General features: G+C 66.0%; 22 protein-coding genes. 13 read left to right on the top strand and 9 right to left on the bottom strand.

Annotated features, from left to right (window positions below):
- Position 1 precedes the first annotated feature (1 nt).
- Positions 2-844: an IclR family transcriptional regulator gene (locus IED13_RS12355; RefSeq protein WP_112763267.1), complete on the bottom strand. Its 843-nt coding sequence runs from the start codon at positions 842-844 to the stop codon at positions 2-4.
- 252 nt (positions 845-1096) lie between these two features.
- Here IED13_RS12355 and IED13_RS12350 point away from each other — a divergent pair, with 252 nt between their 5' ends.
- The 5 genes from IED13_RS12350 (at position 1097) to IED13_RS12330 (ending at position 7810) form a co-directional block, all read left to right on the top strand.
- A complete protein-coding gene (locus IED13_RS12350; RefSeq protein WP_191124333.1) occupies positions 1097-2371 on the top strand; it encodes an ABC transporter substrate-binding protein in 1275 nt (424 codons plus the stop codon).
- A 221-nt stretch (positions 2372-2592) separates the two neighbouring features.
- Entirely contained in the window at positions 2593-3462 is an 870-nt protein-coding gene (locus IED13_RS12345) for a branched-chain amino acid ABC transporter permease (protein ID WP_038365633.1), read from the top strand.
- Entirely contained in the window at positions 3459-5978 is a 2520-nt protein-coding gene (locus tag IED13_RS12340; protein WP_191124332.1) for a branched-chain amino acid ABC transporter ATP-binding protein/permease, read from the top strand. Before IED13_RS12345 ends, IED13_RS12340 begins: the two co-directional genes overlap by 4 nt.
- Before the next feature lie 50 nt (positions 5979-6028).
- The gene (locus tag IED13_RS12335) at positions 6029-6643 is read left to right on the top strand and encodes an EthD family reductase (protein WP_191124331.1); all 615 of its coding nucleotides are present in this window, start codon (positions 6029-6031) and stop codon (positions 6641-6643) included.
- Between the two features lie 99 nt (positions 6644-6742).
- Positions 6743-7810, top strand: a complete 1068-nt coding sequence (locus IED13_RS12330) for a Gfo/Idh/MocA family protein (RefSeq protein ID WP_191124330.1) — start codon at positions 6743-6745, stop codon at positions 7808-7810.
- Positions 7811-7870: 60 nt separating this feature from the next.
- Here IED13_RS12330 and IED13_RS12325 read toward each other — a convergent pair whose 3' ends face one another.
- Genes IED13_RS12325 through IED13_RS12295 form a run of 7 tightly spaced genes read right to left on the bottom strand, consistent with a single transcriptional unit; the run spans position 7871 to position 13260 of the window.
- On the bottom strand, positions 7871-8701 hold the full coding sequence (locus tag IED13_RS12325) for a shikimate dehydrogenase family protein (protein ID WP_191124329.1): 831 nt from the start codon (positions 8699-8701) through the stop codon (positions 7871-7873).
- The gene (locus tag IED13_RS12320) at positions 8698-9753 is read right to left on the bottom strand and encodes a Gfo/Idh/MocA family protein (RefSeq protein WP_191124328.1); all 1056 of its coding nucleotides are present in this window, start codon (positions 9751-9753) and stop codon (positions 8698-8700) included. Before IED13_RS12320 ends, IED13_RS12325 begins: the two co-directional genes overlap by 4 nt.
- Before the next feature lie 34 nt (positions 9754-9787).
- The gene (gene aroQ / locus IED13_RS12315) at positions 9788-10237 is read right to left on the bottom strand and encodes a type II 3-dehydroquinate dehydratase (RefSeq protein WP_038365623.1); all 450 of its coding nucleotides are present in this window, start codon (positions 10235-10237) and stop codon (positions 9788-9790) included.
- 31 nt (positions 10238-10268) lie between these two features.
- The gene (locus IED13_RS12310) at positions 10269-11042 is read right to left on the bottom strand and encodes an amino acid ABC transporter ATP-binding protein (protein ID WP_318652256.1); all 774 of its coding nucleotides are present in this window, start codon (positions 11040-11042) and stop codon (positions 10269-10271) included.
- A gap of 25 nt (positions 11043-11067) precedes the next feature.
- Positions 11068-11886, bottom strand: a complete 819-nt coding sequence (locus tag IED13_RS12305) for a transporter substrate-binding domain-containing protein (RefSeq protein ID WP_191124327.1) — start codon at positions 11884-11886, stop codon at positions 11068-11070.
- A 56-nt stretch (positions 11887-11942) separates the two neighbouring features.
- Entirely contained in the window at positions 11943-12584 is a 642-nt protein-coding gene (locus IED13_RS12300) for an amino acid ABC transporter permease (RefSeq protein WP_113254084.1), read from the bottom strand.
- 7 nt (positions 12585-12591) lie between these two features.
- Positions 12592-13260 carry an amino acid ABC transporter permease gene (locus IED13_RS12295; RefSeq protein ID WP_142022684.1) on the bottom strand — a complete coding sequence of 223 codons (669 nt, stop codon included), beginning with the start codon at positions 13258-13260 and terminating at the stop codon, positions 12592-12594.
- Positions 13261-13473: 213 nt separating this feature from the next.
- On the opposite strand from IED13_RS12295, the gene IED13_RS12290 reads away from it, so the two are divergent.
- The gene (locus IED13_RS12290) at positions 13474-14136 is read left to right on the top strand and encodes a TetR/AcrR family transcriptional regulator (RefSeq protein WP_051988291.1); all 663 of its coding nucleotides are present in this window, start codon (positions 13474-13476) and stop codon (positions 14134-14136) included.
- Between the two features lie 31 nt (positions 14137-14167).
- On the opposite strand, the gene IED13_RS12285 is transcribed toward IED13_RS12290, so the two are convergent.
- A complete protein-coding gene (locus IED13_RS12285) occupies positions 14168-14611 on the bottom strand; it encodes a type II 3-dehydroquinate dehydratase (RefSeq protein ID WP_038365614.1) in 444 nt (147 codons plus the stop codon).
- A 191-nt stretch (positions 14612-14802) separates the two neighbouring features.
- On the opposite strand from IED13_RS12285, the gene IED13_RS12280 reads away from it, so the two are divergent.
- From IED13_RS12280 to IED13_RS12250, 7 genes are all read left to right on the top strand, one after another.
- A complete protein-coding gene (locus IED13_RS12280) occupies positions 14803-15957 on the top strand; it encodes an ABC transporter substrate-binding protein (protein ID WP_038365612.1) in 1155 nt (384 codons plus the stop codon).
- 174 nt (positions 15958-16131) lie between these two features.
- Positions 16132-17007 (top strand): branched-chain amino acid ABC transporter permease, encoded by an 876-nt coding sequence (locus IED13_RS12275; protein WP_038365609.1) that lies wholly within the window; start codon positions 16132-16134, stop codon positions 17005-17007.
- Complete coding sequence (locus IED13_RS12270) at positions 17004-18785, top strand: branched-chain amino acid ABC transporter ATP-binding protein/permease (RefSeq protein WP_191124326.1); 1782 nt, start codon at positions 17004-17006, stop codon at positions 18783-18785. The genes IED13_RS12275 and IED13_RS12270 overlap by 4 nt, the downstream gene beginning before the upstream one ends.
- Positions 18772-19503 (top strand): ABC transporter ATP-binding protein, encoded by a 732-nt coding sequence (locus IED13_RS12265; RefSeq protein WP_038365605.1) that lies wholly within the window; start codon positions 18772-18774, stop codon positions 19501-19503. The genes IED13_RS12270 and IED13_RS12265 overlap by 14 nt, the downstream gene beginning before the upstream one ends.
- 252 nt (positions 19504-19755) lie before the next feature.
- On the top strand, positions 19756-20682 hold the full coding sequence (locus IED13_RS12260) for a dihydrodipicolinate synthase family protein (RefSeq protein ID WP_191124325.1): 927 nt from the start codon (positions 19756-19758) through the stop codon (positions 20680-20682).
- Positions 20683-20686: 4 nt separating this feature from the next.
- Entirely contained in the window at positions 20687-21856 is a 1170-nt protein-coding gene (locus tag IED13_RS12255; RefSeq protein WP_191124324.1) for a mandelate racemase/muconate lactonizing enzyme family protein, read from the top strand.
- 53 nt (positions 21857-21909) lie between these two features.
- Positions 21910-23178, top strand: a complete 1269-nt coding sequence (locus IED13_RS12250; RefSeq protein ID WP_191124400.1) for an ABC transporter substrate-binding protein — start codon at positions 21910-21912, stop codon at positions 23176-23178.
- Positions 23179-23216 lie beyond the last annotated feature (38 nt).

Here is a 23216-nt window from a genome sequence, read left to right as displayed (position 1 = left end):
TTCAGACGAAGATGTTCGGGCGCGGCTCGCCCGGCTTCTCGACCGGCAGGCGCACCGTCGGGCCGAGCTGGCCGAGCTCCTGGGCAGCCGCCACCAGCAGAGGCGCGAGCTGCTGCATGCGCTCCTCGGTCAGCCGGATGAACGGCCCGGCGATGCTGATCGTGCCGGTGACGCGGCCGTCGAGCGAGGCACGGATCGGCGTGGCGATGGCGTTCATCCATTGCGAGAATGTCTGCTGGGTGACGGCGTAGCCGAGCAATCGCGCCTCGCGCAGCCGCCGGCGGACCGCCTGTGCCGTCTGCGGCGCGTTCGGCCCGTATTCCTCGCGCGAGCCGTAGCCTTGCTTCTCGATCAGCGCGATGGCCTCCTCGTCGGATTTGGTCGAAAGCCATGCCAGCCCCGAAGAGGAGCAGGACAGCCTCGCTTCCTGTCCGGCGTCGGGATCGTAGCGCAGCCCGCCGCGCGCGCCTTGCGCCTTGGCGACGAAGATCAGCCGGTCCTCGTCCAGGATCGTGACCCGGACGAGCTCGCCGCAGTCCTGCGCCAGCCGGTCGAGCACCGGCTGCATCAGATCGGTGATGCCGTGCGCCTGCAAATAGCGCAATCCGAGAGAGGCGACCTTCGCCGTCAGAACGTAGGAACCGAAATCGCGCTCCTGCCGGACATAGCCCTCCTCGACCAGGCTCGCCAGAAGGCGATGGGTCGCGCTGCGCGGAATCTTGATGGCGTCGGCGACCTCGTAGAACGGCATGCCGCCCGGATGGTTGGAAAGGATTTCCAGGATCCGCAGGGTGCGTTTGAGAATGCCATCTGGCCCCGCCCCTTTTTCTTTTGTCCTGGGCATCATTGTCTCCGACAGCGTTGAAGGGTCACGATAGAGGAGGCCGGGCTCTCTTCACAAATGCCCGGCCGGGCCGTTCACCGCCACCCCATCGGCAAGAACGCCCTAACATCTTGTAAAAGATCGAATTTTTTATTGACCGGAGCACCACTTGAAGACCGGTATCACAAACTGGACTTTTATTCCAGTTTACGATACCGCTACCGCGAGCGACCCGAAAGACGGCGCCCCAAGAAGACACCCGGAGGAGACCTGATGACCCAACGCAACGGGAATGGCGGAAGGGGAGCCGGCACCTCGCGCCGTTCGCTCCTTCTCGGAGCCGGCGGCCTCGCCGCGACGCAATTGGCGAGCAGCAAGCTCGGCATGCCCTATATCGGCAATGCCGCCGCGGCCGAGCCGATCCGGATCGGGATGATCTGGGCCAAGACCGGCGCCATCGTCGACCAGTCGACCTTCCTCGCGCAGGGCGGTCTTTTCGCAGCCGAGCAGCGCAACAACCAGCTCCTCGGCCGGCCTCTCGAGATCATCTGGCTCGACGAGCCGAACCCGCAAGGCGCCCAGCTCAACGCCCAGCGGCTGATCGACGAGCACAAGGTCTGCGCGCTCATCGGCGGCGCCCAGAGCTCCTTCGCGCTGGCCATCTCCGCCGTCGCCAAGAAGGCCAAGATTCCCTATGTCGCGGCCAACGCCGCCGCGCTCGATCTCACCGGCAAGCTCTGCAACAAATACACTTTCCGGCTGCAACCGCCCGTCGACGTCCACACCAAGGTCCTGGCCCCCTATTGCATGGGCCTCGGCAAGCGCTGGTACACGCTGACGGCGGCTTACGCCTTCGGCCAGGACATCAAGGCGAGCTTCACCGACTTCAACGCCAAGAACGGCGGTACCATCGTCGGCGCCGACGAGGTGCCGGTCGGCACGCCCGACTACTCGTCCTTCATCCTCAAGATCCGGGCCGCCAAGCCCGACGTCGTCGTCGGCGGCCTTTCCGCCAGCGACCTGACCACCTTCCTGAAGCAGTGGAACGAGCTCGGCATGAAGGGCAAGATTCCCTTCGCCGAAATCTCGATCGGCAACACCGATATCTGGGGCGTCGGCCCGGACGCCGCGACCGGCATCTACACCATGGTCTGGTACTACAAGAACCCGGCCAACACCGAGGACGACAAGGCCTTCACCGACGCCTACATGAAGAAATTCAACCAGCCGCCGCCGGACAAGGCCTGGATGGGCTGGTTCGGCATGCGTTCCCTGCTGGAATCGATCGAGCTCGCGAAGTCGACCGAGCCGGCCGCGATCGTCAAGGCCCTGGAAACCTGGCACGTGAAGGACGGCGACCTCGACGTCAGCTATCGCGACTTCGACCATCAGATGAAGCGGCGCACCATCATCTGCAAGGTCAAGGACAAGATCACCGACAAGTGGGACTATGTCGACGTGCTCGAGAACGCGCCCAAGACAGTCGCCGAGATCGACGCGGCCTTCGGATCGGCGGCCGACAGCGCCTGCAAGATGGATGGCCTCTAGAGCCGGAACCTGAATCCGTCTCTCACCAAGGAGTCAGAGCAGGATTCTCGCGAAAAACCGGTTCCCGCTTTTTCGCATCCTGCTCCAAGGCGCCGTCGCCCAGCCGCGGCAACCCGGCGAAACCGCGGCTCCCGCGACCCTCTCATTCCGCGCCACGTCTTTGACGTGGCGCCTTCCCCGCCCGGCAGCCCGATCCGTGCCGGCGCGGGAGGGGCCATGCCATGCTCGACATGATCATCTCCCAGGCGGTGAACGGCCTCATCCTGGGCTTTCTTTACGTTCTCATCGCGATCGGCCTGTCGATCATCTTCGGCATGCTGGGTATCGTGAACTTCGCCCACGGCTCGTTCTTCGCCATCGGCGCCTATCTCGCTTTGGTGCTCGCCCGCGATTTCGGCTGGCCCGCCGCCCTGCTCTCGCCGCTCATCGTGGGCGCCATCGGCATGGTCGTCGAGATGACGTTGATCCGGCAGCTCTACGGCAAGGAGCCGCTGCTCGGCCTGATCCTGACCTTCGCGCTCGCCCTACTGGCCGAAGCGATCCTGCGGCTCATCTTCGGCGGCGCCCCGGTTCCGTTCAGCCCGCCGGCCATCCTCTCCGGCTTCGTCGAATACGGACCGATCCTGATCACGAAATACCGCATGACGGTGTTGATCGTGACGGTGCTGGCGCTGATCAGCTTCTGGGCCTTCCTGCGCTTCACGCCCTTCGGGCGGATCATCCGCGCCGGCTCGCGCGATGCCGAAATGGTCGGCCTGCTCGGCATCAACCTGCCGATCGTGCTTTCCGGCGTCTTCGGCATCGGCTGCTTGCTGGCGGGGCTGGCCGGTATGCTGGCCGGGCCGCTCTGGACGGTCATCCCCAGCATGGCCTCAGGCGCCATCATGCCCGCCTTCGTCATCGTCACCATCGGCGGGCTCGGCTCCTATTCCGGCGCGATCATCGCCGGCCTCCTCGTCGGCATCACCACGGCCATGACCATCCAGTTCGCCCCGGTCTGGTCGGGCGCCGCGATGTACGTGCTGATGGCCGCCATCCTGCTCATCCGTCCGCGCGGCCTGTTCGGCGAGCGCTGGGAGAGGTTCGAATGAGACTCCGCCCCATCCTGACCAGCCCGATCCTCTGGATAGCGATCGTCTTCGCAGGGCTCACCCTGGCTTGGATGGCCCAGGGCGCCCCAGTCAACCTGATCACCCAGATCGCGATCTACACGCTCTACGGCGCCGGCGTGAACCTGCTCGTCGGCTATACCGGGCTGGTGCCTTTCGGAGCCTCCGTCTTCTTCGGCTGCGCCAGCTACTTCGCCGCCCTGCTGCTTCTCGGGCCGGTCAAGCAGGACATCGCGGCCCTGCTCCTCTCCGTGCTGCTTTCGATGGCGCTGGCAGCCGTGCTCGGCGCGCTGATCCTGCGCCGGCGCGGCCTCTATTTTTCGCTGCTGACGCTCGCCTGCTCGCAGATCGCCTTCGAGGTCGCCTATAAATGGACGGCCGTGACCGGCGGCGAGAACGGCCTTCAGGGCGTGCCTCGCACCAGCTTCCACACCGAGATGCAGTTCCATCTCTTCGCGCTCGCCACGGTGCTGCTCGCCATGTGGTTCCTCTGGCGGCTGGTCCATGCGCCGTTCGGCCGCGTCCTGCAGGCCGTCCGCGATAACGAGCAGAGGGCGAGCAGCCTCGGCTACAACACCTATCTGGTGAAGCTCCTCGCCTTCGTCATGATGGCCGGCCTCGTCGGTTATGCCGGCTCCCTGCTGACGTTGATGCTGCAAGGCGTCTACGCCAACAATCTCGGCTGGCAGCGCGCCGGCGACTCGCTGCTGATGACCGTGCTCGGCGGCGTGCATCATTTCCTCGGGCCGCTCTGGGGCGCGATCGCCTTCATCGTCCTGGAGAACCGGCTTTCCGCCATCACCGAGAATTGGTGGCTGATCTTCGCGCCGATCATCATCGTCTTCGCGCTCTTCTCCCCCGAGGGCATTCAGGGACTGGTGCAGCGCCTGCGCCGCAACCAGCGCTGGACGCTGACCCGGAACACCATCCCGCCGCGCCCCGCCGTGATCGAGCCCTATGAGAGCACGGCCCAGGCGATGGACCCCGACAAACCGGTGCTCGAAACGCGCAAGCTGAGCAAGAGCTTCGGCAGTCTGGTGACCGCCAAGGAGATCGACCTCGAGGTGCGCCCCTTCGTGCTGCACTCGATCATCGGCCCCAACGGCGCCGGCAAGACCACCTTCTACAACATGCTGACCGGCGTCCTGCCGCCGAGCGGAGGCACGATCCTGTTCGAGGGCAAGGACATCACGAAGCTGCCGATGTATGCCCGCGCCCGGCTCGGCATCAGCCGCTCCTTCCAGATCCTCTCGATCTTCCCGAACCTCTCGGTCTTCGAGAACGTCCGGGTCGCGGTGCAGGCGCAGCGGCACGGCGCGCTCGGCTTCTTCAGGGACGCCCACGACATCGCGCCGCTGAACGAGCGGACCTGGTCGATCCTCGATGCGGTCGGGCTCGCGGACCGGGCGGCGGACCCGTGCATGAACCTGCCGCACGGTGCCAAGCGCCTGCTCGAGATCGCCGTCACGCTCGCGATCGATTCCAAGCTGCTTCTGCTCGACGAGCCGCTCGCCGGGCTGGCCGAGGCCGACCGGCAGATCGTCGCGGAGTTGATCCGCAACCTGTCGAAGAAGCACGCCGTGCTCCTGATCGAGCACGATATCGACCGGGTTCTGGCGATTTCGGACCGCATCTCCGTCCTGCACCAGGGCCGGATGATCGCCGACGGAAAGCCCGCCGAGGTCGCGCGCAATCCGGAGGTGATCGCCGCCTATCTCGGCACCGCCAAGGGCGAGGCGAAGGCGCCGCCCGCGATCGAGCGGAAGGCGCATGCCGCTGGCAAGCCCCTGCTCGAAGCCAAGGGGCTGGCCGTCGGCTATGGCGGCAGCACGGTGCTGAACGGGGTCGACATCTCGGTCCATGAAGGCGAGGCGATAGCCCTGCTCGGCCGCAACGGCGTCGGCAAGACCACGCTGCTGCGGGCGCTGACCGGCACGTTGCCGCTGGACGCAGGCTCACTCAGCTTCGCGGGCACGGATATCGGCGCGCGCAAGCCCTACGAGATCAACCGGCTCGGCATCTCGCTGGTGCCGGAAGGGCGCCGGCTCTTTCCCAACCTGACGGTGGTCGAGAACCTGCAGATCGCCCAGCGCGCCGGGGGCCTCAGCATCGAGCAGTGCTTCGAGCTCTTCCCGCGCCTGCGCGCCCGGCAGAAGGCCAAGGCCGAGAACCTCTCCGGCGGCGAACGCCAGATGGTCGCCATCGCCCGCGCCCTCGTCGTGCCGAGCAAGCTCGTCCTGCTCGACGAGCCTTTCGAGGGGCTCGCCCCCGCGGTCGTCGAGGAGGTGATGGCGGCGCTCGTCAAGCTGCGCGGCAAGGTCGCGATGGTCATTGTCGAGCATCATGCCGAGACCGTGCTGCCGATCGTCGACAGGGCCGTGGTCCTGGTCAACGGCCGCATCGCCTTCGCCGGCGACGCCGGCGATCTCGAGAAGGATCATGCCTTGCAGGCCAGGCTGCTCGGCGTGGTCCAGGCCGATGAATCCGTGGCGGCCTGAGGCGGCTACGCGGGAGAGGTCTCGGCCTCTCCCGGCATGAGGACCATGCCATGTTCAAACGCATGTCCATTCTCGAAAAGAGGCCCGGCGACGATCCGGCCTTCTTCTCGCATCACTGGCAGGAGCGGCATGGGCCGCTGGTCGGCCGCCTCCCCGCCATCCGCAGCTATGTGCAGAACCATGTCGAGGCGGTGTACGAGCCTGCGCCTTTCCGCATCAGCGGCATCGTGGAGCTCGGGTTCGACGATGCCGCCGCCATGGACAAGGCCTTCACCGCCGAGACGGTGCGGGCCGTCAGGGCCGACGAGCCGCAGTTTCTCGGGAACACCACCGGCTACGTGATCGGAGCTTCGAGCATCCGCATGGCCGAGGAGCAAGGCAAGCTCATCGTCCTTGCGGCGCATGGCGGCGACCGGGCCGGGCTGGAGCCTATCGAGACCGCGTTGCGGCGGTTGCCGGGCTTTGTCCAGTCCATCCGGGACGATGTCGCCTCGACGATCCCGCGCCCTGGCTCCGAAGGGGCGAGCCAGCGGGTCGACAGCTTCTTCCATCTCTATTTCAGCGACGTCGCCGGCGCGGACCGAGCCGCGCTTCAGATCGCCGCAATGTCCGACGGGACGGCAAAGCTCGGTATCGTCCGGGTGCGGACGGTCAGGATCGTCTAGCGGCCGCTTAGGCTCCCTGCCCGGGCCGCACATGCAAGGGCGTCGTTGGACTGCAATCGTTTCCCAACCTGCCATTCATAGATCACATCGGAGGACATCATGGCGCGCGCACGGATCGGGATCATCGGCCTCGGCACGATCGGAAAGACCCATCTTGCTGTGTTGCAGGAGACGGACAATGCCGAGGTCGTCGCCATCTCCGATCCCACGCCGGCCGCACGCGACCATGCGGCCAGCCGCAACGTCAAAGCGTATGACGACCATCGCGCGATGATCGAGGCCGAGCGCCTTGACGGCGTCGTCATCGCCACGCCCAACGACCAGCACGTCCCCATGGCGCTCGACTGCATCGCCCGCGACATCGCGGTTCTCGTCGAGAAGCCGATCGCCGAAAGCGTCGAGGCGGCGCGTCGGCTCTGCGATGCCGCCGAGGCGAAAAATGTCCCGGTGTTGGTCGGCCATCACCGCCGGCACAATCCGGCGGTCGGGGCGGTGCGCCAGGCCATAGCGGACGGCCTCATCGGCAAGCCGGCCATCGCCACCGTGATCTACACGCAGCTCAAGCCGGAGAGCTATTTCAACCTCGGCTGGCGTCGCGACACCGCGAGCGGCGGCCCGATCCTGATCAACCTGATCCACGAGATCGACCTGATCCGCTATGTCTTCGGCGAAATCGACAGCCTGCAGGCGCTGAGCTCTTCGACGGTACGTGGCTTCCCGGTGGAGGACACCGCCGCCGTATTGCTGCGCTTCCGCAACGGCGCGCTCGGCACGATCAGCCTCTCCGACACGGCGGCCTCGCCCTTCAGCTGGGACCTGGCCTCCGGTGAATTCGACCAGATGTCGGACACGGCGGACAAGCTGAAACGCCAGAAGGTTTCCTCCCATGTCTTCGCCGGCTCGGAAGGCTCGCTGACCCTGCCGGATGTCCGCCATTTCAGCTATCGCGGCGCGGGCGAGCCGGGCTGGCTCAGCGAATTGAGCGAGGACAAGCTCGCCATCAGCGTCGAGAGCTCCTATCGCCGCCAGGCCCGGCATTTCGCCGCCGTCTCCCTGCGCCAGGAAGAACCCGTCATCAGCGGCCGCGACGGCTTGCGCACGTTGGAGGCGACGCTCGCGGTCAAGACGGCGTCCGAAAGCGGCAGCACCGTCCGGCTTCCAGCCTGACAGGCAGCCGCAGCCGCTACGGCGCCGTCAGAGTCAACATTGGAGATGGAAGGGACGCACTCAGCCGAGCCGGGCGACGCTGCGCAAATCCTCGGCCGTGGTCGAGGGGAAGCCGAAGAACTCCAGATAGGCGGGGATCTGCTCGAACAGCATGTCCTTGCCGACCTGGACCTCGCAGCCGCGCGCGCGTGCCGCCGCGAGGAAGGGCGTGATCTCCTCCGCCATCACCACCTCGCCGACGAAGGTCGCAGGATCGAGGCGGGCGATGTCGAGCGGCAGCGGGTCGCCCGGTTTCATTCCGAGCGGCGTGGCGTTGACGACGATGTCGAAACCGGCGGGATCGTTGGATGCCAAGGATACGCCGAGCGTGGGATAGTAGCGTCCAAGCCGCGCACCCAGCGCCTCGGCTGCGACAGCGTTGATGTCATAGAGTCCGAGTTCGCTGACCCCGGCCTTGGCAAGGGACGCAGCGATCGCTGAGCCGACGCCGCCGGCGCCGAGCACCAGCGCCCGCTTGCCGGCGATGGCGCGCCCCTTGCGCAGCACCCCGCGCACGAAGCCTTCGCCGTCGAACATCTCGCCGGTCAGGCGGCCATCGGCCTCGCGACGCACGGCGTTGCAGGCGCCGGCGATCGCCGCCGTCGGCAGCAGGACGTCGACGAGCCCGGTCGTGGTGACCTTGTGCGGCATCGTCACCAGCGCGCCATGGGCATTCGAAAGCCGGAAGACCAGCTTCAGGAAGTCCGGATAGTCCTCGGCCCGACAGCCCATCGGCACGACGACGGCGTCGATCCCCTCGCGCTCGAAATAGGGGTTGTAGATCATCGGCGCCTTGAAGCTCTCGGTCGGGTAGCCGAGATGGGCGATGAGCCGTGTGGTTCCGGTGATCATGCTGCGCTCGCCGCCGGCTCGATGAGGACGACGGTTTCGCCCGAGCGGGCCGCCCGCTTGACGGCGTCGATCACGGTGAGCGTGGCAAGGCCCTCGCGGCCCGAGGCGATCGGCGCCGCGCCCTTGCGGATGACATCGCAGAAATGGCGGATCTGGCGCGCCAGCGGGTCGTCCGGAACGAAGGGAACGCGCTCGCGCACAAGCGGCTCCCACCAGCTCCGCTTGTCGCGGTTCGACCAGATTTCGAGCTGCGGGATGGTGAGCGAACCATGCGTCCCGCCGATCTGGTAGCAGGACTGGTCCTGCTGCGGATAGGCCGGGTTCTCGCCGGTCGTCAGCTCCCAGCTCCAGGGCGCGACGATGGTGTCGGAAACCGTGACGGTCGCGAGCACGCCATTGGCAAAGCGCAGCAGGATCGCGGCCGTCTCCTCGACCGCGTGCCCCCTCACCGCATTCGAGCTCAGCGCCTGCACGGAGACGACCTCGCCGCAGAGATGGCGGAAGAGATCGACGTCGTGAATGAGGTTGAGCAGGATCGGCCCTGCCCCCTCTTCGCGGCGCCAGCCGACCTCGAAATAGTCGTCCGGCTTCATCAGCCAGAAATGGCCCTGGATCGCGAGCACCCGGCCGAGCCGGCCGCTCTCGACGATCTCCTTCGCCTTGGCGATCATCGGATTGTAGCGGCGGTGATGACCGGTCAGCAGCGGTAAGCCAGCCCGCTCCGCGGCTGCGACGAGACGGGCCGCGCCGGCAAGATCGTCGGCCAGCGGCTTCTCGACGATGGCGGGGATGCCGGCCTCGATCGCTTCCAGCCCGTTCTCGACATGGAGCTGGTTCGGCGTCGCGATGATCACGCCTTCCGGCCTGTCCGCGGCAATCAGATCGCCGAGGCTGCGATGCCAGCGCGTGCCGAGGCGTTCGGCCAGATCGCGCCCGACCTCGGAGGGGTCGACGATGGCCGAAAGCAGCGCGCCCGGCTCCCGCGCGACATGCTCGGCATGACGTCGGCCGATCAGGCCGGCGCCCATGACTGCGAGTTTGACCGGTGCCATGCTCAATTCCGTTGGAATCCGTGCCTGCCCGCCATCACTTGGCTGCGTCGTCGATGAGCTTCGCGATGCGCCTTAAGCCCAGCTGGTAGCCCTGGGTGCCGAAGCCGGCGATCACGCCGTCGGAGCGCATCGAGACATAGGAATGGTGGCGGAAGGCCTCGCGCTTATGCACCTGCGAGATATGGCATTCGATCACCGGCCCCTCAAAGGTGTTGAGCGCATCGAGCAGCGCGACCGAAGTATGGGTGAAGGCGGCCGGGTTGATGACGATGCCGGCGCCGTCCTCGCGCGCCTCGTGGATCCAGTCGATCAGCTCATATTCGCGATTGGACTGGTGGAAGCGCAGTTCGAGCTTCAGCTCCTCCGCCAGCTTGCGGCAGTCGCGTTCGACATCGGCCAGCGTCTCGTGGCCGTAGATATGCGGCTGGCGCTTGCCGAGCAGATTGAGGTTCGGTCCGTTGAGGACATAGACGAGACGGGACATCGATCGCGGTCCGTTGCTGGTTCTGAGAGGTTCAGTGCTTGTGCAGGATTTCGCCGAGGAATTGGCGCGTCCGTTCATGGCGCGGATTGCTGAAGAATTCCTGCGGCGGCGCTTCCTCAACGATCGCGCCCGAGGCCATGAAGATGACCCGGTTCGCCACCTGCCGGGCAAAACCCATCTCATGGGTGACGCAGATCATGGTCATGCCCTCCTCGGCGAGGCTGATCATGGTGTCGAGCACCTCCTTGACCATTTCGGGGTCGAGCGCCGAGGTTGGCTCGTCGAACAGCATGACCTTCGGCTTCATGCACAAGGCGCGCGCGATCGCGACGCGCTGCTGCTGGCCGCCCGAGAGCTGCGCCGGGTATTTCTCCGCCTGTTCGAGAATCTTGACGCGGCCGAGCAGCTTGCGGGCGGTGGCCTCGGCATCGGCCTTGCTCACGCCGAGCGATCGCATCGGCGCCAGCATGCAGTTCTGCAGCACGGTCATATGCGGGAACAGGTTGAAGTGCTGGAAGACCATGCCGACCTCGCGGCGCACCGCGTCGATCGTCCTGGCATCGTCTCCGAGCCTGGTGCCGCCGACCCTGATCTCGCCCTTCTGGTAGCTCTCCAGATGGTTGATGCAGCGGATCAGCGTCGACTTGCCCGAGCCCGACGGCCCGCAAAGCACGATGCGCTCGCCTTTGCGGACCGCGAGGTTGATGTCGGTCAGGGCCTTGAAGTCGCCATACCATTTCTCGACATGCGCCATGGCGATCATGGCGTCCGTCGCGGCGATGTTTTGCGCGGCAGGCTGGTTCATGGCCCTGTTCCCGATCAGTGCTGGTTCAGCTCGCGGTGAAGGTGATGCCTTCGAGGCTGTCCGGGAACTTGTGCACCGGCACCTTCATCCACTTGTCGTAGACCTTCTGCAGCTCGCCATTGGCCTTGATCTTGTCGATGAAGGTATTGATCGCCGCATTGATCTCCTTCTCGCCGAGACGGGTGCAGGCGCCGTTGTAGAGGTTCTGGAATTCGAGCTTGTTCTCGAACTCGCCCGGCCGGCCCTGCTCGATGCGCTGCATGTAGAAGATGTTGCCGCCGAGCGCCTGGACCTGGCCGGAGACCAGCGCCTGGATCGAGGGCGCATCGCCGTCATAGCGGCGAATGGTGGTGCCGGAGGGGGCATTCTTGGTGACCTGCGTGTCCTGCGCCGCGCCCTTGGCGACGCCGATGGTGTACTTCGCCATATCCTCGTTGGTGGTGATCTTGTCCTTCTTGGGGCCGATCAGCACGATGGTATTGGCGACGTAAGGCTTCGAGAACTGCACCGCCTTGGCACGCTCCGGCAGCATCGCCATGGTGGCGAAGAGCACGTCGACGCGGCCCGTCGTCAGCGCCGGGATGCGGTTGTTGACCTCGAGCGGCACGAACTCGACCTGCACGCCGAGTTCCTTGGCGAAGAGCGTCGCGATGTCGGCGTCGAGGCCGTCCTGCTTGCCGGCGCTGGTGACGAAGCCCCAGGGCGGGTTGTCGCCCTGGATGCCGACGATGATCTTGCCGCGGGCCTTGATCTCGGCCGGGGTGATGGCCTGGGCCGGGCTGCCGAGCAGCGCGAGCGCAGCGGCACCGGCGGCAAGAATGCTGCGGCGTGTGGTCTTGGTCATGTTTCTCTCCCTCTGTCGTTGGTGGTTGGGCTTCTGCGGTGAACGTGTTGTCGGCCTCAGCGCGATGCGACGGCCATGCGGCGCTCCAGATGCGATCCGTAGAGCGAGAGCGGCCAGCAGATCAGGAAATACAGGATGCCGACGATCCCGAAGACCAGCAGCGGCTTGAAGGTCTGGTTGGAGATGATGTTGCCGGCCCGGGTCAGCTCGGTGAAGCCGACGATGGCGGCCAGCGACGTGCCCTTGATGAGCTGGACCAGGAAACCGACCGTCGCCGGCAGCGAGATGCGGATCGCCTGCGGCAGGACGACGTCCTTCATGCGCGAAACGTAATGCAGGCTGAGCGCCTTGGCGGCCTCGGTCTGCCCCTTCGGCACGGCCTCGATCGAGCCGCGCCAGATCTCCCCGAGATAGGCGCTGGCATGCAGCGTGAAGCCGATCGCGACGGCGACCCAGGCATCGAGCTTCAGCCCGACCAGGGCAAGCCCGTAATAGACCACGAAGAGCTGCATCAGGAGCGGCGTGCCCTGGAAGAGCGAGATGTAGCTCCGGGAACCCCGTTCGAGCGGAGCGATGCCGGAGGTGCGCAGCAGCGCGACCGCGAGCCCGAACACGCCGCCGCCGACGAAGCCGACGAGCGAGAGCAGCACGGTCCATTTGAGACCGGTGAGCAGGAAGAGGAATTCGTTCGATCCCATCGCGCCCTCACTTCACCGGATAGCTGAAGTAACGGGTCGAGATCGCGTCGAAGAAGCGCATCATCACCCAGGAGATCACGAGGTAGAACAGCGTGATCGTGCCGTAGACCTCGAAGGAGCGGAAACTGTCGGACTCGATCCGCTGCGCCACCGAGGTGAGCTCGTAAGCCGAGATCGCCGAGCAGATGCTGGTCGACAGGGTCAGCAGCACGAACTGGCTGGTCAGCGACGGGAAGATCGCGCGCAGCGCCGGCTTCAGCACGATCAGCCGGAAGACCTGGGCCTTGTGCAGGCCGAGCGCGAGCCCCGCCTCGATCTGGCCCTTGCCGATCGACTGCACGCCGCCGCGGATGATCTCGATGGCATAGGCGCCCCCATTGAGGCCGAGCGCGATGATCGCCGTCGGCGTCGGATCGAGCCGGACGCCCGCCAGCGGCAGCGCGAAATAGATGAAGAAGATCTGCACCAGGAACGGCGTGTTCCGGACCAGCTCGACGAAGCCCTTGATCAGCCAACGCACGGGAGCGAAGCGGGAATCGCGCAGGATCACGCCGCCGACGCCGATCACGATCGCCAGCGCCATGCCGCCCAGAGCGAGACCGAAGGTGCCGAGGCACGCCAGCAACAGCTCCGGCAGCCCCTCGATCACGGGCGTGAAGTCGAGCTTGTAGTTCATTCTCTCTCCCTGGGCGGCCGACCTTCTTTGGGTCGATCCGTGGCGTTTCCCTGACGGCGCCTCTTGTCGGGCACCGGACACCGCGCAGCTTGCACCATCGCAGCGAAGTGATAAATGTACCGGCTAGTTCAATTGGTCAAGCGCAATGTACCGCCCCGTTCATTTCATCGTGGCCGGCCTTCGCCGTCACGCTCGCTCGACAAGAGCGGCAGCGTGACGAGCCCGGTCATCACCACGCGCGAAAAGCGGCGCCAGGCCTCCTGGACCCAGGATCCCGAAGGGGTGCGCCGCAACATTCTCGAGGTCGCTCGCGCGGAATTCGTCGAGAACGGCCTAAGCGGCGCCAGGGTCGACGATATCGCGGCCAAGACCGCGACCAGCAAGCGGATGATCTACTATTACTTCGGCGACAAGGAGGGGCTCTACCGCGCCGTCCTCGAAACCATGTATGAAGGCATCCGCAGTTTCGAGCGCAGCCTCGATCTCGGCTCGCTGCCGCCGGTCGAGGCGATGGCGCGGCTGGCGGAAGCCACGTTCGACTACCATGTCGAAAACCCCGATTTCGTGCGCATGGTGATGGTCGAGAACGTGCATCATGCCCGGAATCTCAAGGCTTCGCGCACCATCGCCGGCCTGAACAGCTCCGTCGTCGAGGTGACCCGCAACATCTACGAGCGTGGTGTTGCGGCAGGGCTGTTCCAGCCCGGGCTGGAGCCGCTCGATATCTCCCTCACGATCAGCGCGCTCAGCATCTACAATGTCTCGCATCGGGCGACGGTCGGCCAAGTCTTCGGCTACGACATGTGCACGCCCGAGGCCCTTGCCCGGCGCCGCAGCATGACCGTGGCGGCCGTGCTGGGCATGCTGCGGCGCTGAGGCACCGGCGATCTGGCCGTCTTGCGGGCCCCTACTTCCGCTCGACGAGCCCCGCCATGGCCTGGATGGCGAGCGCGTAGCCGGCGACGCCCAGCCCGGCGATAACCGCCGTCGCGGTGCGAGAGACCAGCGAGTTGTGATAGATCGCTTCCCGCGCATGGATGTTCGAGATGTGCAGCTCGATCTTGGGGCCGTCGAACATCTTGAGCGAATCGAGCAGCGCCACCGAGGTGAAGCTGTAGCCGGCCGGGTTGATGATGATGCCGCAGGCTTCCTGCCGGGCCTGATGCACGCTCTCGACCAGTTCGCCTTCGAAATTGGTCTGGCGAAAATCGACCTCGTAGCCCAGCGTGCGCGCCTTCTCCTCGCAAAGCTGCTTCACTTCGGCCAGCGTCGTCGTGCCGTAAATATGTGGCTCGCGCTGGCCGAGCAGATTCAGGTTCGGGCCGTTCAGGACGAAAATGGGCTTGCTCAACGCGGTCACTCCAAAGGTGCTATGGTCGCTATCCGCCCATACTGATCACGGCAGCGGGGGCGGAAGGAACAAGGTTCGGCATAGACTAAAGAATGAGGAGAGACGCGGTTTAGACCGGCGCGCAGATGATTCATCATGGTGGCAATCGGGCGGCTAGATCCGATCTAATCCATTAAATTGGGAGGATAGCGATGCACCTGACCCGTCGCGGGTTCACGACCGCTCTTGCCGGCACCATTGTGTCTCCGGCCGTCATACGCAGTGCCTACGCCCAGGGTGCCACCGTCAAGATCGGCATGGTCGTCCCGATGACAGGCGCGGCCGCCGAATCCGGCTCCTTCGCCCAGACCGGCGCCAAGATCGCGCTGGAGCAGGTCAACAAGGCCGGCGGCGTACTCGGCAAGCCGCTCGAGCTGATCTTCGAGGACGACCAGACCACCAACCCCGGTGCGGTGCTCGCCTTCTCCAAGCTCGCCAGCCAACCCGACATCGTCGCCTTCCTCGGCTCGATCCGCTCGACGCAGATGCACGCCATGGCGCCCGACATGCTGAAGATCGGCAAGCCGGTCGGCTTCGGCGGCACCGACCCGAACCTGACCAAGCTCGGCAATCCCTGGCTCTTCCGCTTCCGCCCGAACGATTCCTATTCGGGCAAGGTGATCGCGCAATACGGCAGCAAGGAACTCGGCAAGAAGAAATGGGCGATCGTCCATTCGACCGATGCCTTCGGCACGGCCGGCGCCAAGGCGCTGACCGAGGCCCTGCCCGACAATGGCGCCACGCTCGCTCTCGACCAGGGCTATGCCAACCAGAGCCAGGACTTCACGCCGGTCGTGCTGGCGGTGCGGCAGTCCGGCGCCGATATCCTCGGCACCTATTTTACCTTCGAGACCGACCTCGGCATCTTCGCCCGGCAATTGCGCCAGCTCGGCGTCAACATCCCCTGGGTCGGCTCGCCTTCCATCGTCAACGTATCGGCGCTGAAGCTCGCGGGGCCGGCGCTCTACAACACCTATGGCGTGGCCGACTACGCCGAGGATTCGAGCGACGCCTCGAAGGCCTTCGGCAAGGCCTATCGCGAGGTGCGGAAGGTCGCGCCGGACAACCAGTCGTCCTGGACCTTCGACGCCGTCACCTGCCTGGCGATGGCGATGAACAAGGCCGGCTCCACCGAGCCCAACAAGGTCCGCGAGGCGATGCTTGCCATCCGCGGCCACAAGGGCGCCGAGGGCGAATACAACTTCGACAAGAACGGTGACGGCCTGCACGGCTACAACATCGTCAAGAACGACAAGGGCGAGATCAAGTTCGACAAGCGGATCGACTTCACGCCGAATCTCGGCTGATCCGCAGGCTGCTCGGCTTCCCTGCTCCTGCCGGGAAGCCGGCCGCCAAGCGCGGCTCGGATCGCGAGCCCCGCGCGGCAACGCCCGACGCATCGCATGTCACGCCTTTCGCGGCGAACGGCCAAACCGTTCACCGCGGAGAACCGATCGCTTCAACGCCAGCGCGGTAGACAGATGGATCTCGTTCTTCAGCTTCTTTTCACCGGGATCGGCATCGGCTCGGTCTATGCGCTGGTCGCGCTGGGCTTCGTCCTGATCTTCCGGGCCACCAACGTCGTGAACTTCGCCCAAGGCGAGTTCTCCATGGTGGCGGCCTTCCTGATGGTGGTCTTCTCGGTCAAGATCGGCCTGCCCTACTGGCTCGCCTTCATCGTCTCATTGTTCGGCATGGCGGCGCTCGGCGCGGTCTTCAATCGCGCGGTCTACTATCCGCTGCGCCACCGCACCTATCTGCCGGTCATCATCTCGACCATCGGCGCCTCGATCTTCATGGCCAACACGACGCTGGCGATCCATGGGCCGGAGCCCGAGGTGCTGTCGGGCTGGTTCGACACGCCCGGCTTCATGCTCGGCCCGGTCTATCTCGACAACCAGTATCTGCTCATCATCGTCGTGACGGCGCTGCTGGTGGCGCTGCAATACTGGTTCTTCGAGCATACGCTGCTCGGCAAGAAGCTGCAGGCGACCTCGCAGGACAAGGAGATGGCCTCGCTGCTCGGCATCCCCGTGGCGGTGATGATCATGATCACCTTCATCTATTCGGCGGTAATCGGCGGCATCGCCGGCATTCTCGTGGCGCCCGTCCTCTTCGTCTCGATCGGCATGGGCGCGACCATCGCGCTGAAAGCCTTCGCCGCCACCATCATCGGCGGCTTCGGCGACGTGACCGGGGCGATCATCGGCGGGCTCGCGCTTGGCGTCATCGAGACCTTCGGGGCGGCCTACATCTCGGTGCCCTACAAGGACGGCTTCGCCTTCCTGGTGCTGATCGCCTTCCTGATCTTCCGGCCGCAGGGCATCTTCGGCGAGCGCGTGGCGGAAAAAGCATGAGCACGACCGAAACCACCGCGACCGCCGGCGATATCCGCCCCCGCCTGCGCTGGGGCGTCCCGGCCTATGTCCTGCTCGTCCTGGTCGCGATGACGCTCGCCATCGTCGTCCCCAAGACCGGCTATATCCTCAACATCTCGATGCAGGCGACCACCTACGCGGTCGCCGTGCTCGGCCTGACGATCGTGCTCGGGCTCTGCGGCCAGATCAATCTGGCCCAGGCCGCCTTCTTCGGGCTCGGCGCCTATGCGGTCGGCCTCGGCCAGACCGATTACGGCCTGAACTTCTGGGTTTGCCTCCTGATCGGCACGGGCATAGCCGCCGGCTTCGGCGCCCTGCTCGGCGCCTCGACGCTCAGGCTCGGCGGCCATTACCTCGCCATGGTGACGATCTCGTTCCAGCAGATCGTCACCCTCGTCCTGATCAACTGGATCCCCGTCACCAAGGGGCCCGACGGTGTCCGCGCCATCCCGCGCCCGCCTCTCTTCGGCGACGGCTCGACCTATCTCGCGCTGTGCATCGCGGTGCTGGGCATCCTCGGCTATCTGGTCTGGCGCCTGCGCGACACGCGGCTGGGCCGCGCCATGCGGGCGGTGCGCGACAACGAGCTCGCCGCGGGCGTCGCCGGCATCGACGTCTACCGGACCAAGGTCACGGCCTTCGCGTTGTCCGCCGTCCTCGGCGGCATCGGCGGCGGCCTCTTCGCCGGCGGCTTCTCCTATGTCAGCCCGGACCAGTTCTCCTTCGCCGAATCCGTGGTGTTCCTCACCATGGTGCTGCTCGGCGGCGTCGCCTCGCCGATCGGCGCCGTCATCGGCACGGGGCTGCTGATCCTGATCCCGGAATGGCTGCGCTTCCTCAAGAGCATTCCCGGTCTCTATCTCGCCATCTACGGCGCGGCGGTGATCCTGATCGTGCTGTTCATGCCGGATGGCATCTGGGGCTATCTGCGCGGCCGGCTCGATCGCTTCAAGCGCACCGTCCTCCCAGTCAGCTCCGGCCTGGCGCTTCCGCTGTCGGGCGGCGGCGAGGGCTCCGAGACCGTCCTGGAGGTGCGCGGCCTTTCCAAGCATTTCGGCGGGCTGAAGGCGGTCGACGAGGTCGATCTGACGATCAGGCGCGGCGGGGTCCATGCACTGATCGGCCCCAACGGCTCAGGCAAGACCACGACGCTGAACGTCCTCTCCGGCCTCTACCGCGCCACGGCCGGGACCGTCACCCTCAACGGGCAGGACATCACCAACCTGCCGCCGCACGCCCGCACCAAGGCCGGGCTCGGCCGCACCTTCCAGAACATCCGCCTCTGGCGCTCGATGACGGCGCTGGAAAACGTCATGGTCGGTGCCGAACGGCCCGGAAACCCGGTCGCGAACGATCCTGCAGCCGTGGTGGCGCGGGCCCGGGCGGCTCTCGCCTTCGTCGACCTGGAAGACCGCGCCAACGAGGTGGTGGCGAGCTTCTCCTACGGCCACCAGCGCGCGGTCGAGATCGCCCGGGCGCTGGCCGGCGACCCCGTCCTGCTCCTGCTCGACGAGCCGGGCGCGGGCCTCAACTCTTCGGAGAAGGTGGAGCTGCGCAACCTGCTCAAACGCATCTCGGCGCGCGGCCTCACCATCATGATCATCGACCACGACATGACGCTGGTGAGCGAGGTCGCGCAGCACATCACCGTGCTGAACTTCGGCCGCCGCATCGCCGACGGCTACTCGGCCGACGTGCTGAAACACCCCGATGTGATCGCCGCCTATCTGGGGACGGGTCCCGATGTCGCTGCTTGAACTCAAATCGCTCGTCGTCCGCTACGGCGAGGTCGAAGCCGTCGACGGCGTCTCGCTCATCGTCGAGGCCGGCGAGGTCGTGACGCTGCTCGGCTCGAACGGAGCCGGCAAGTCGACCACCTTGCGCGCCATCTCGGGCCTCGCCAAGCCGGCCTCGGGCGACATCCTCTTCGAGGGCCAGTCGATCGTCGGGCTGAAGCCCGAGGAGATCGTCCGCCGCGGCATCGCCCATGTTCCGGAAGGCCGCCGCGTCTTTCCGGGCCTGAGCGTGCGCGAGAACATCATGCTCGGGGCTTCCAACCGGCGCGGCATGAAAACCGCCGAGATCAAGCGGGAGGCCGACGAGATGTTCGACCTCTTCCCCGACATCCGCCGCTTCTCCAATGCGCTCGGCTGGACGCTCTCGGGCGGTCAGCAGCAGATGGTGGCGGTCGCGCGCGGGCTGATGGCGAAGCCGCGCATCCTGCTGCTCGACGAGCCTTCGCTCGGCCTCGCCCCCGTCATCGTCCAGGCGGTCTTCGCGATCATCGCCGAGATCAGGCGGCGGGGCACGACCGTGCTGCTGGTCGAGCAGAACGCCCGGATGGGCCTCTCGGTCGCGGATCGCGGCTATGTGCTGGAAACCGGCAAGCTCGTGCTCTCCGGAACGCCGGACCAGCTCTGGTCGAACGAGGAAATCCGCGCCGCCTATCTCGGTGGACGCACCGCCGCGGCCTGAAAGCTCCGGCGAAAACACCAAACAAAAAGGCGCAGCGAGCCTTGCTCGCTGCGCCTTTTTGTTTGGGCCGTCCTTCGTAGCGGCGTGCAAAGCCTCGCGGAAACCCGGCGCGCAACACTTCGATCGACCGCCAGCGCGCAACCGCTTCGGCGGGCGACCCGGCTGCGCGCATGATTGCGCGCTTGACGCTTCATGGCCTCGCTTCGTAAGATCCAAATAAGAAAACAATTGATCCATATATTGGACCATCCGATGACATCAGCACTTGCCGGCATCCTTCCCGTCCTGCCGACGCCCTTTGCCGCCAGTGGCGCGATCGACCCCGCGGCACTGGGGCGCGTGACCGCCTTCGCGCTGGGCGCCGGCGCGGCGGGCGTGGTGTTTCCGGGCTTCGCCAGCGAGGTCGACAATCTCTCGGCAGAAGAACGGGAGATCTTGCTCCGCGAAGTCGTCCGCACCGTCGCGGGGCGTGTGCCGGTTGTCGCGGGTGCGAGCGCGCCGTCTGCGGCAGAAGCCATCGGCTATGCCAGGCAGGCACAGGCGCTCGGGATCGGCCATGTCATGATCCAGGCGCCGAAATCCGTCGGCGTCGATGGAGCAGCCGTCGCGGCATTCTACCGCGAGATCGCGGAAGCGGTGCCGGGGATCGAGATCGTCCTGCAGAACGCGCCCGCCCCGCGCGGCTCCGATCTCAAGCCCGACGTGCTGCTGGAGATCGTCCGCGGCAACCCGGCCATCACCTATCTCAAGGAAGAGACGATTCCCGCCGGGCCGGCGATCACCGCGATCCTGAAAGGCAAGCCAGCCCATCTGAAGGGCGTGATCGGCGGCGGCGGCGCCCGCTACATCATCGACGAATATGTCCGCGGCGCCTGCGGCGCGATGCCGGCGGCCGAATTCACCGATATCCACGCGGCGCTCGACCGGGCTTTCCGCAGCGGGGCGGTCGAGACGGCTCGCAACCTCTATATGCGCACCCTGCCGCTGCTGCTGATCCAGGCCAATCTGCGCATGGCCTTCACCAAATACGTGTTGACCCGCCGCGGCATCCTGTCGAACCAGATCTGCCGAGCGCCGCTCCCGGCCTTCGACGCGGTCGACCGGGCCGAGATCGACGCCTGGCTCGGACGGATCGCGGACCTGCTTGCTCCGGCGGCCTCGCTTCAGGCAGCGGAATAGCGCCATGGCTGAGCGTGTCGCCAAGGTCGATGTCTATACGCTGACCATCCCGCGCGAGACCGTCTATCTCGGCGATCCACGCCCCGGCGAGAACGTCAACGAGAAGGGCTACATCGTCCGCAAGGGCAACCGCACGGTCTATCCGACCATGGATCGTACGGTTGTGGTCCGGCTGGAGACGAGCGGCGGCCTCGTCGGCTGGGGCGAGACCTACGGCATCGTCGCGCCGGGCGCCGCCATCGCGATCATCGACGACCTGCTCGGCCCTTACGTGATCGGCCGCTCGCCGCAAGACGTCGTCGTAATTCACGAAGACCTCTACGACCTGATGCGCGTGCGCGGCTATACCGGCGGCTTCTATCTCGATGCGCTCGCCGCCATCGACATCGCGCTCTGGGACCTGAATGCCCGCCTTGCCGACCGGCCGCTCGTCGCCATGCTCGGCGGAAGGCGGCATGAGCGGCTGCCGGCCTATATCTCGGGCCTGCCCAAGCGCACCCGGGCCGAGCGCGCCGATTTCGCCGCCGAATGGCAGGCGAAGGGCTTCGACAGCTTCAAATTCGCGGCGCCCGTCGCGGATGACGGCAATGTCGCGGAGATCGCGACTTTGCGCGAACGGCTCGGGTCCCAGGCCCGCATCGCCTGCGACATGCACTGGGTCCACACCGCCGAGGAGGCCGTCTCCGCCATCCGGGCGATGGAGCCGCATGGCCTCTGGTTCGCCGAAGCGCCGGTGAAGCCCGAGGATGTCGACGGCCTCACCCATGTCGCCGCCCGCGTCTCGACGCCGGTCGCGGCCGGCGAGGAATGGCGCACGGTCTACGATCTCGTGCCACGGGTGGCGCGGCGGGCCTGCGCCATCGTCCAGCCGGAGATGGGCCACAAGGGCGTCACCGAGTTCATGCGCATCGGGCAATACGCCCAGGCACACAATCTCGCAGTGATCCCGCACGCAACCATCGGCATGGGGTTGTTCATGGCGGCGAGCCTGCATGCGAGCGCCGCGCTCTCGGCGGTGAGCTGTCACGAATACCAGCACTCGATCTTCGAGCCGAACCGGCGCCTGCTCACCGGCGACATGGATTGCCACGAAGGCTTCTACAGCCTGCCGACCGGGCCGGGGCTTGGCGTCGCGCCCTCCGAGGAGGCGTTGAATCTGCTTCGCAAGCACTGACCGTAACCGCCGGACAACACGGCAGAAAAACGAGAGGGAGAAACGTCATGAGGATGCTGGACTGGAAGCGGCTCGCCGCCGCCGGGCTCGTCACGCTCGGCACGATGACGGCCCTGCCCGCGCTCGCCCAGAACAAGGTGCTGAAATTCGTCTCCTGGCAGAAGGACGAGCGCGGCACCGGCGACTGGTGGGGCTCGGTCATCAAGGAATTCGAGGCGACCCATCCGGGCGTCAAGATCGAGTGGACCAAGGTCGAGCGCGGCGCCTTCGCCGACACGATGACGACGCTCTTTGCCGGCGGCCAGCCGCCGGACATCGTCCACCTCGCCTCGTTCGAGTTCCAGAAATTCGCGGACAATGGCTGGCTGGAGCCGCTCGACCCCTACATCAAGAACGCCAAGCTCGACCTGAAAGGCTGGGCCGGCCAGGACACCTGCACCTGGAACAAGCAGAATGTCTGCGTGATGATGCTCTATTTCGGGTACTTCATGGCCTATAACGAAGACCTCCTGAAGAAGGAGGGGCTCGAGGTTCCGAAGACCTATGCGGAATTCCTCACCGCTGCCCGCAAGCTCACCAAGGACATCAACGGCGACGGCATCGTCGACCAGTTCGGCACCGGCCACGAGACCCGTGGCGGCGGTGGCCAGTACATGTCCGAGATGATGAACTACACGCTCGACGCCGGCGCGCGCTGGACCGACGAGAACGGCAAGGTCACGATCAACACGCAGCAGATGATCGAAGGCCTCACCCGCTGGAAGACCATCGTCAAGGAGAACCTGACGCCGCGCGACCTCGCGGCCGGCGAAGTCCGCCAGCTCTTCGCCGATGGCAAGATCGCGCTGAAGATGGACGGCCCCTGGCTCTGGCCGATCATCCAGAAGGGCAAGGCCCGGGACCAGATCAAGCTGACCACGGTACCGTTCAACCCGCCGGTCGGCGGCTCCTCGAACGTGCTCGGCATCGCCTCCGAGATTTCGCCGGAGAACAAGAAGCTCGCCTGGGATTTCATCGCGATCGCGACCTCCGACAAGTTCCAGTCGAGCTATGCGACGCTCGGGGCCTCGCCGCCGCCGGACCCGCGTGCCGACACGACCGGTGCCAGCAAGGAGACGCCGCATTTCGACCTGCTGGTGAAGGCCACCAAGGCCGCCGCCGACGCCAAGGTCGACCGGATCCCCAAGGGGCTCGAGCTGCAGTTCAACGAGTTCGCCAAGATGGTCATGGAGGAGAGCCAGCGCATGATCATCCAGGATCTCGACCCCAAGGTCGTGGCCGCGACCATGCAGAAGAAGGCGGAGACGCTGCAGCAGCAGTGACGACCGTGCCCTTCTCCCCCTGCGGGAGAAGGTGGCTC

It is taken from the genome of Allobosea spartocytisi (assembly GCF_014764685.1).
Taxonomy (GTDB): domain Bacteria; phylum Pseudomonadota; class Alphaproteobacteria; order Rhizobiales; family Beijerinckiaceae; genus Allobosea; species Allobosea spartocytisi.
The sequence above is the reverse complement of the archived record's forward strand: the minus strand, read 5'-3'. Positions and strand labels throughout refer to the sequence as shown.

What these genes read in the sequence shown, in the direction of transcription:
- IED13_RS12265 (WP_038365605.1), top strand. Translation starts at nt 18,772, where the DNA reads ATGTCGCTGCTTGAACTCAAATCGCTCGTCGTCCGCTACGGCGAGGTC.
- IED13_RS12295 (WP_142022684.1), bottom strand. Translation starts at nt 13,260, where the DNA reads ATGAACTACAAGCTCGACTTCACGCCCGTGATCGAGGGGCTGCCGGAG.
- IED13_RS12310 (WP_318652256.1), bottom strand. Translation starts at nt 11,042, where the DNA reads ATGAACCAGCCTGCCGCGCAAAACATCGCCGCGACGGACGCCATGATC.
- IED13_RS12300 (WP_113254084.1), bottom strand. Translation starts at nt 12,584, where the DNA reads ATGGGATCGAACGAATTCCTCTTCCTGCTCACCGGTCTCAAATGGACC.
- IED13_RS12350 (WP_191124333.1), top strand. Translation starts at nt 1,097, where the DNA reads ATGACCCAACGCAACGGGAATGGCGGAAGGGGAGCCGGCACCTCGCGC.
- IED13_RS12280 (WP_038365612.1), top strand. Translation starts at nt 14,803, where the DNA reads ATGCACCTGACCCGTCGCGGGTTCACGACCGCTCTTGCCGGCACCATT.
- IED13_RS12275 (WP_038365609.1), top strand. Translation starts at nt 16,132, where the DNA reads ATGGATCTCGTTCTTCAGCTTCTTTTCACCGGGATCGGCATCGGCTCG.
- IED13_RS12330 (WP_191124330.1), top strand. Translation starts at nt 6,743, where the DNA reads ATGGCGCGCGCACGGATCGGGATCATCGGCCTCGGCACGATCGGAAAG.
- IED13_RS12345 (WP_038365633.1), top strand. Translation starts at nt 2,593, where the DNA reads ATGCTCGACATGATCATCTCCCAGGCGGTGAACGGCCTCATCCTGGGC.
- IED13_RS12250 (WP_191124400.1), top strand. Translation starts at nt 21,910, where the DNA reads ATGCTGGACTGGAAGCGGCTCGCCGCCGCCGGGCTCGTCACGCTCGGC.
- IED13_RS12270 (WP_191124326.1), top strand. Translation starts at nt 17,004, where the DNA reads ATGAGCACGACCGAAACCACCGCGACCGCCGGCGATATCCGCCCCCGC.
- IED13_RS12355 (WP_112763267.1), bottom strand. Translation starts at nt 844, where the DNA reads ATGCCCAGGACAAAAGAAAAAGGGGCGGGGCCAGATGGCATTCTCAAA.
- IED13_RS12320 (WP_191124328.1), bottom strand. Translation starts at nt 9,753, where the DNA reads ATGGCACCGGTCAAACTCGCAGTCATGGGCGCCGGCCTGATCGGCCGA.
- IED13_RS12325 (WP_191124329.1), bottom strand. Translation starts at nt 8,701, where the DNA reads ATGATCACCGGAACCACACGGCTCATCGCCCATCTCGGCTACCCGACC.
- IED13_RS12305 (WP_191124327.1), bottom strand. Translation starts at nt 11,886, where the DNA reads ATGACCAAGACCACACGCCGCAGCATTCTTGCCGCCGGTGCCGCTGCG.
- IED13_RS12335 (WP_191124331.1), top strand. Translation starts at nt 6,029, where the DNA reads ATGTTCAAACGCATGTCCATTCTCGAAAAGAGGCCCGGCGACGATCCG.
- IED13_RS12340 (WP_191124332.1), top strand. Translation starts at nt 3,459, where the DNA reads ATGAGACTCCGCCCCATCCTGACCAGCCCGATCCTCTGGATAGCGATC.
- IED13_RS12260 (WP_191124325.1), top strand. Translation starts at nt 19,756, where the DNA reads ATGACATCAGCACTTGCCGGCATCCTTCCCGTCCTGCCGACGCCCTTT.
- aroQ (WP_038365623.1), bottom strand. Translation starts at nt 10,237, where the DNA reads ATGTCCCGTCTCGTCTATGTCCTCAACGGACCGAACCTCAATCTGCTC.
- IED13_RS12255 (WP_191124324.1), top strand. Translation starts at nt 20,687, where the DNA reads ATGGCTGAGCGTGTCGCCAAGGTCGATGTCTATACGCTGACCATCCCG.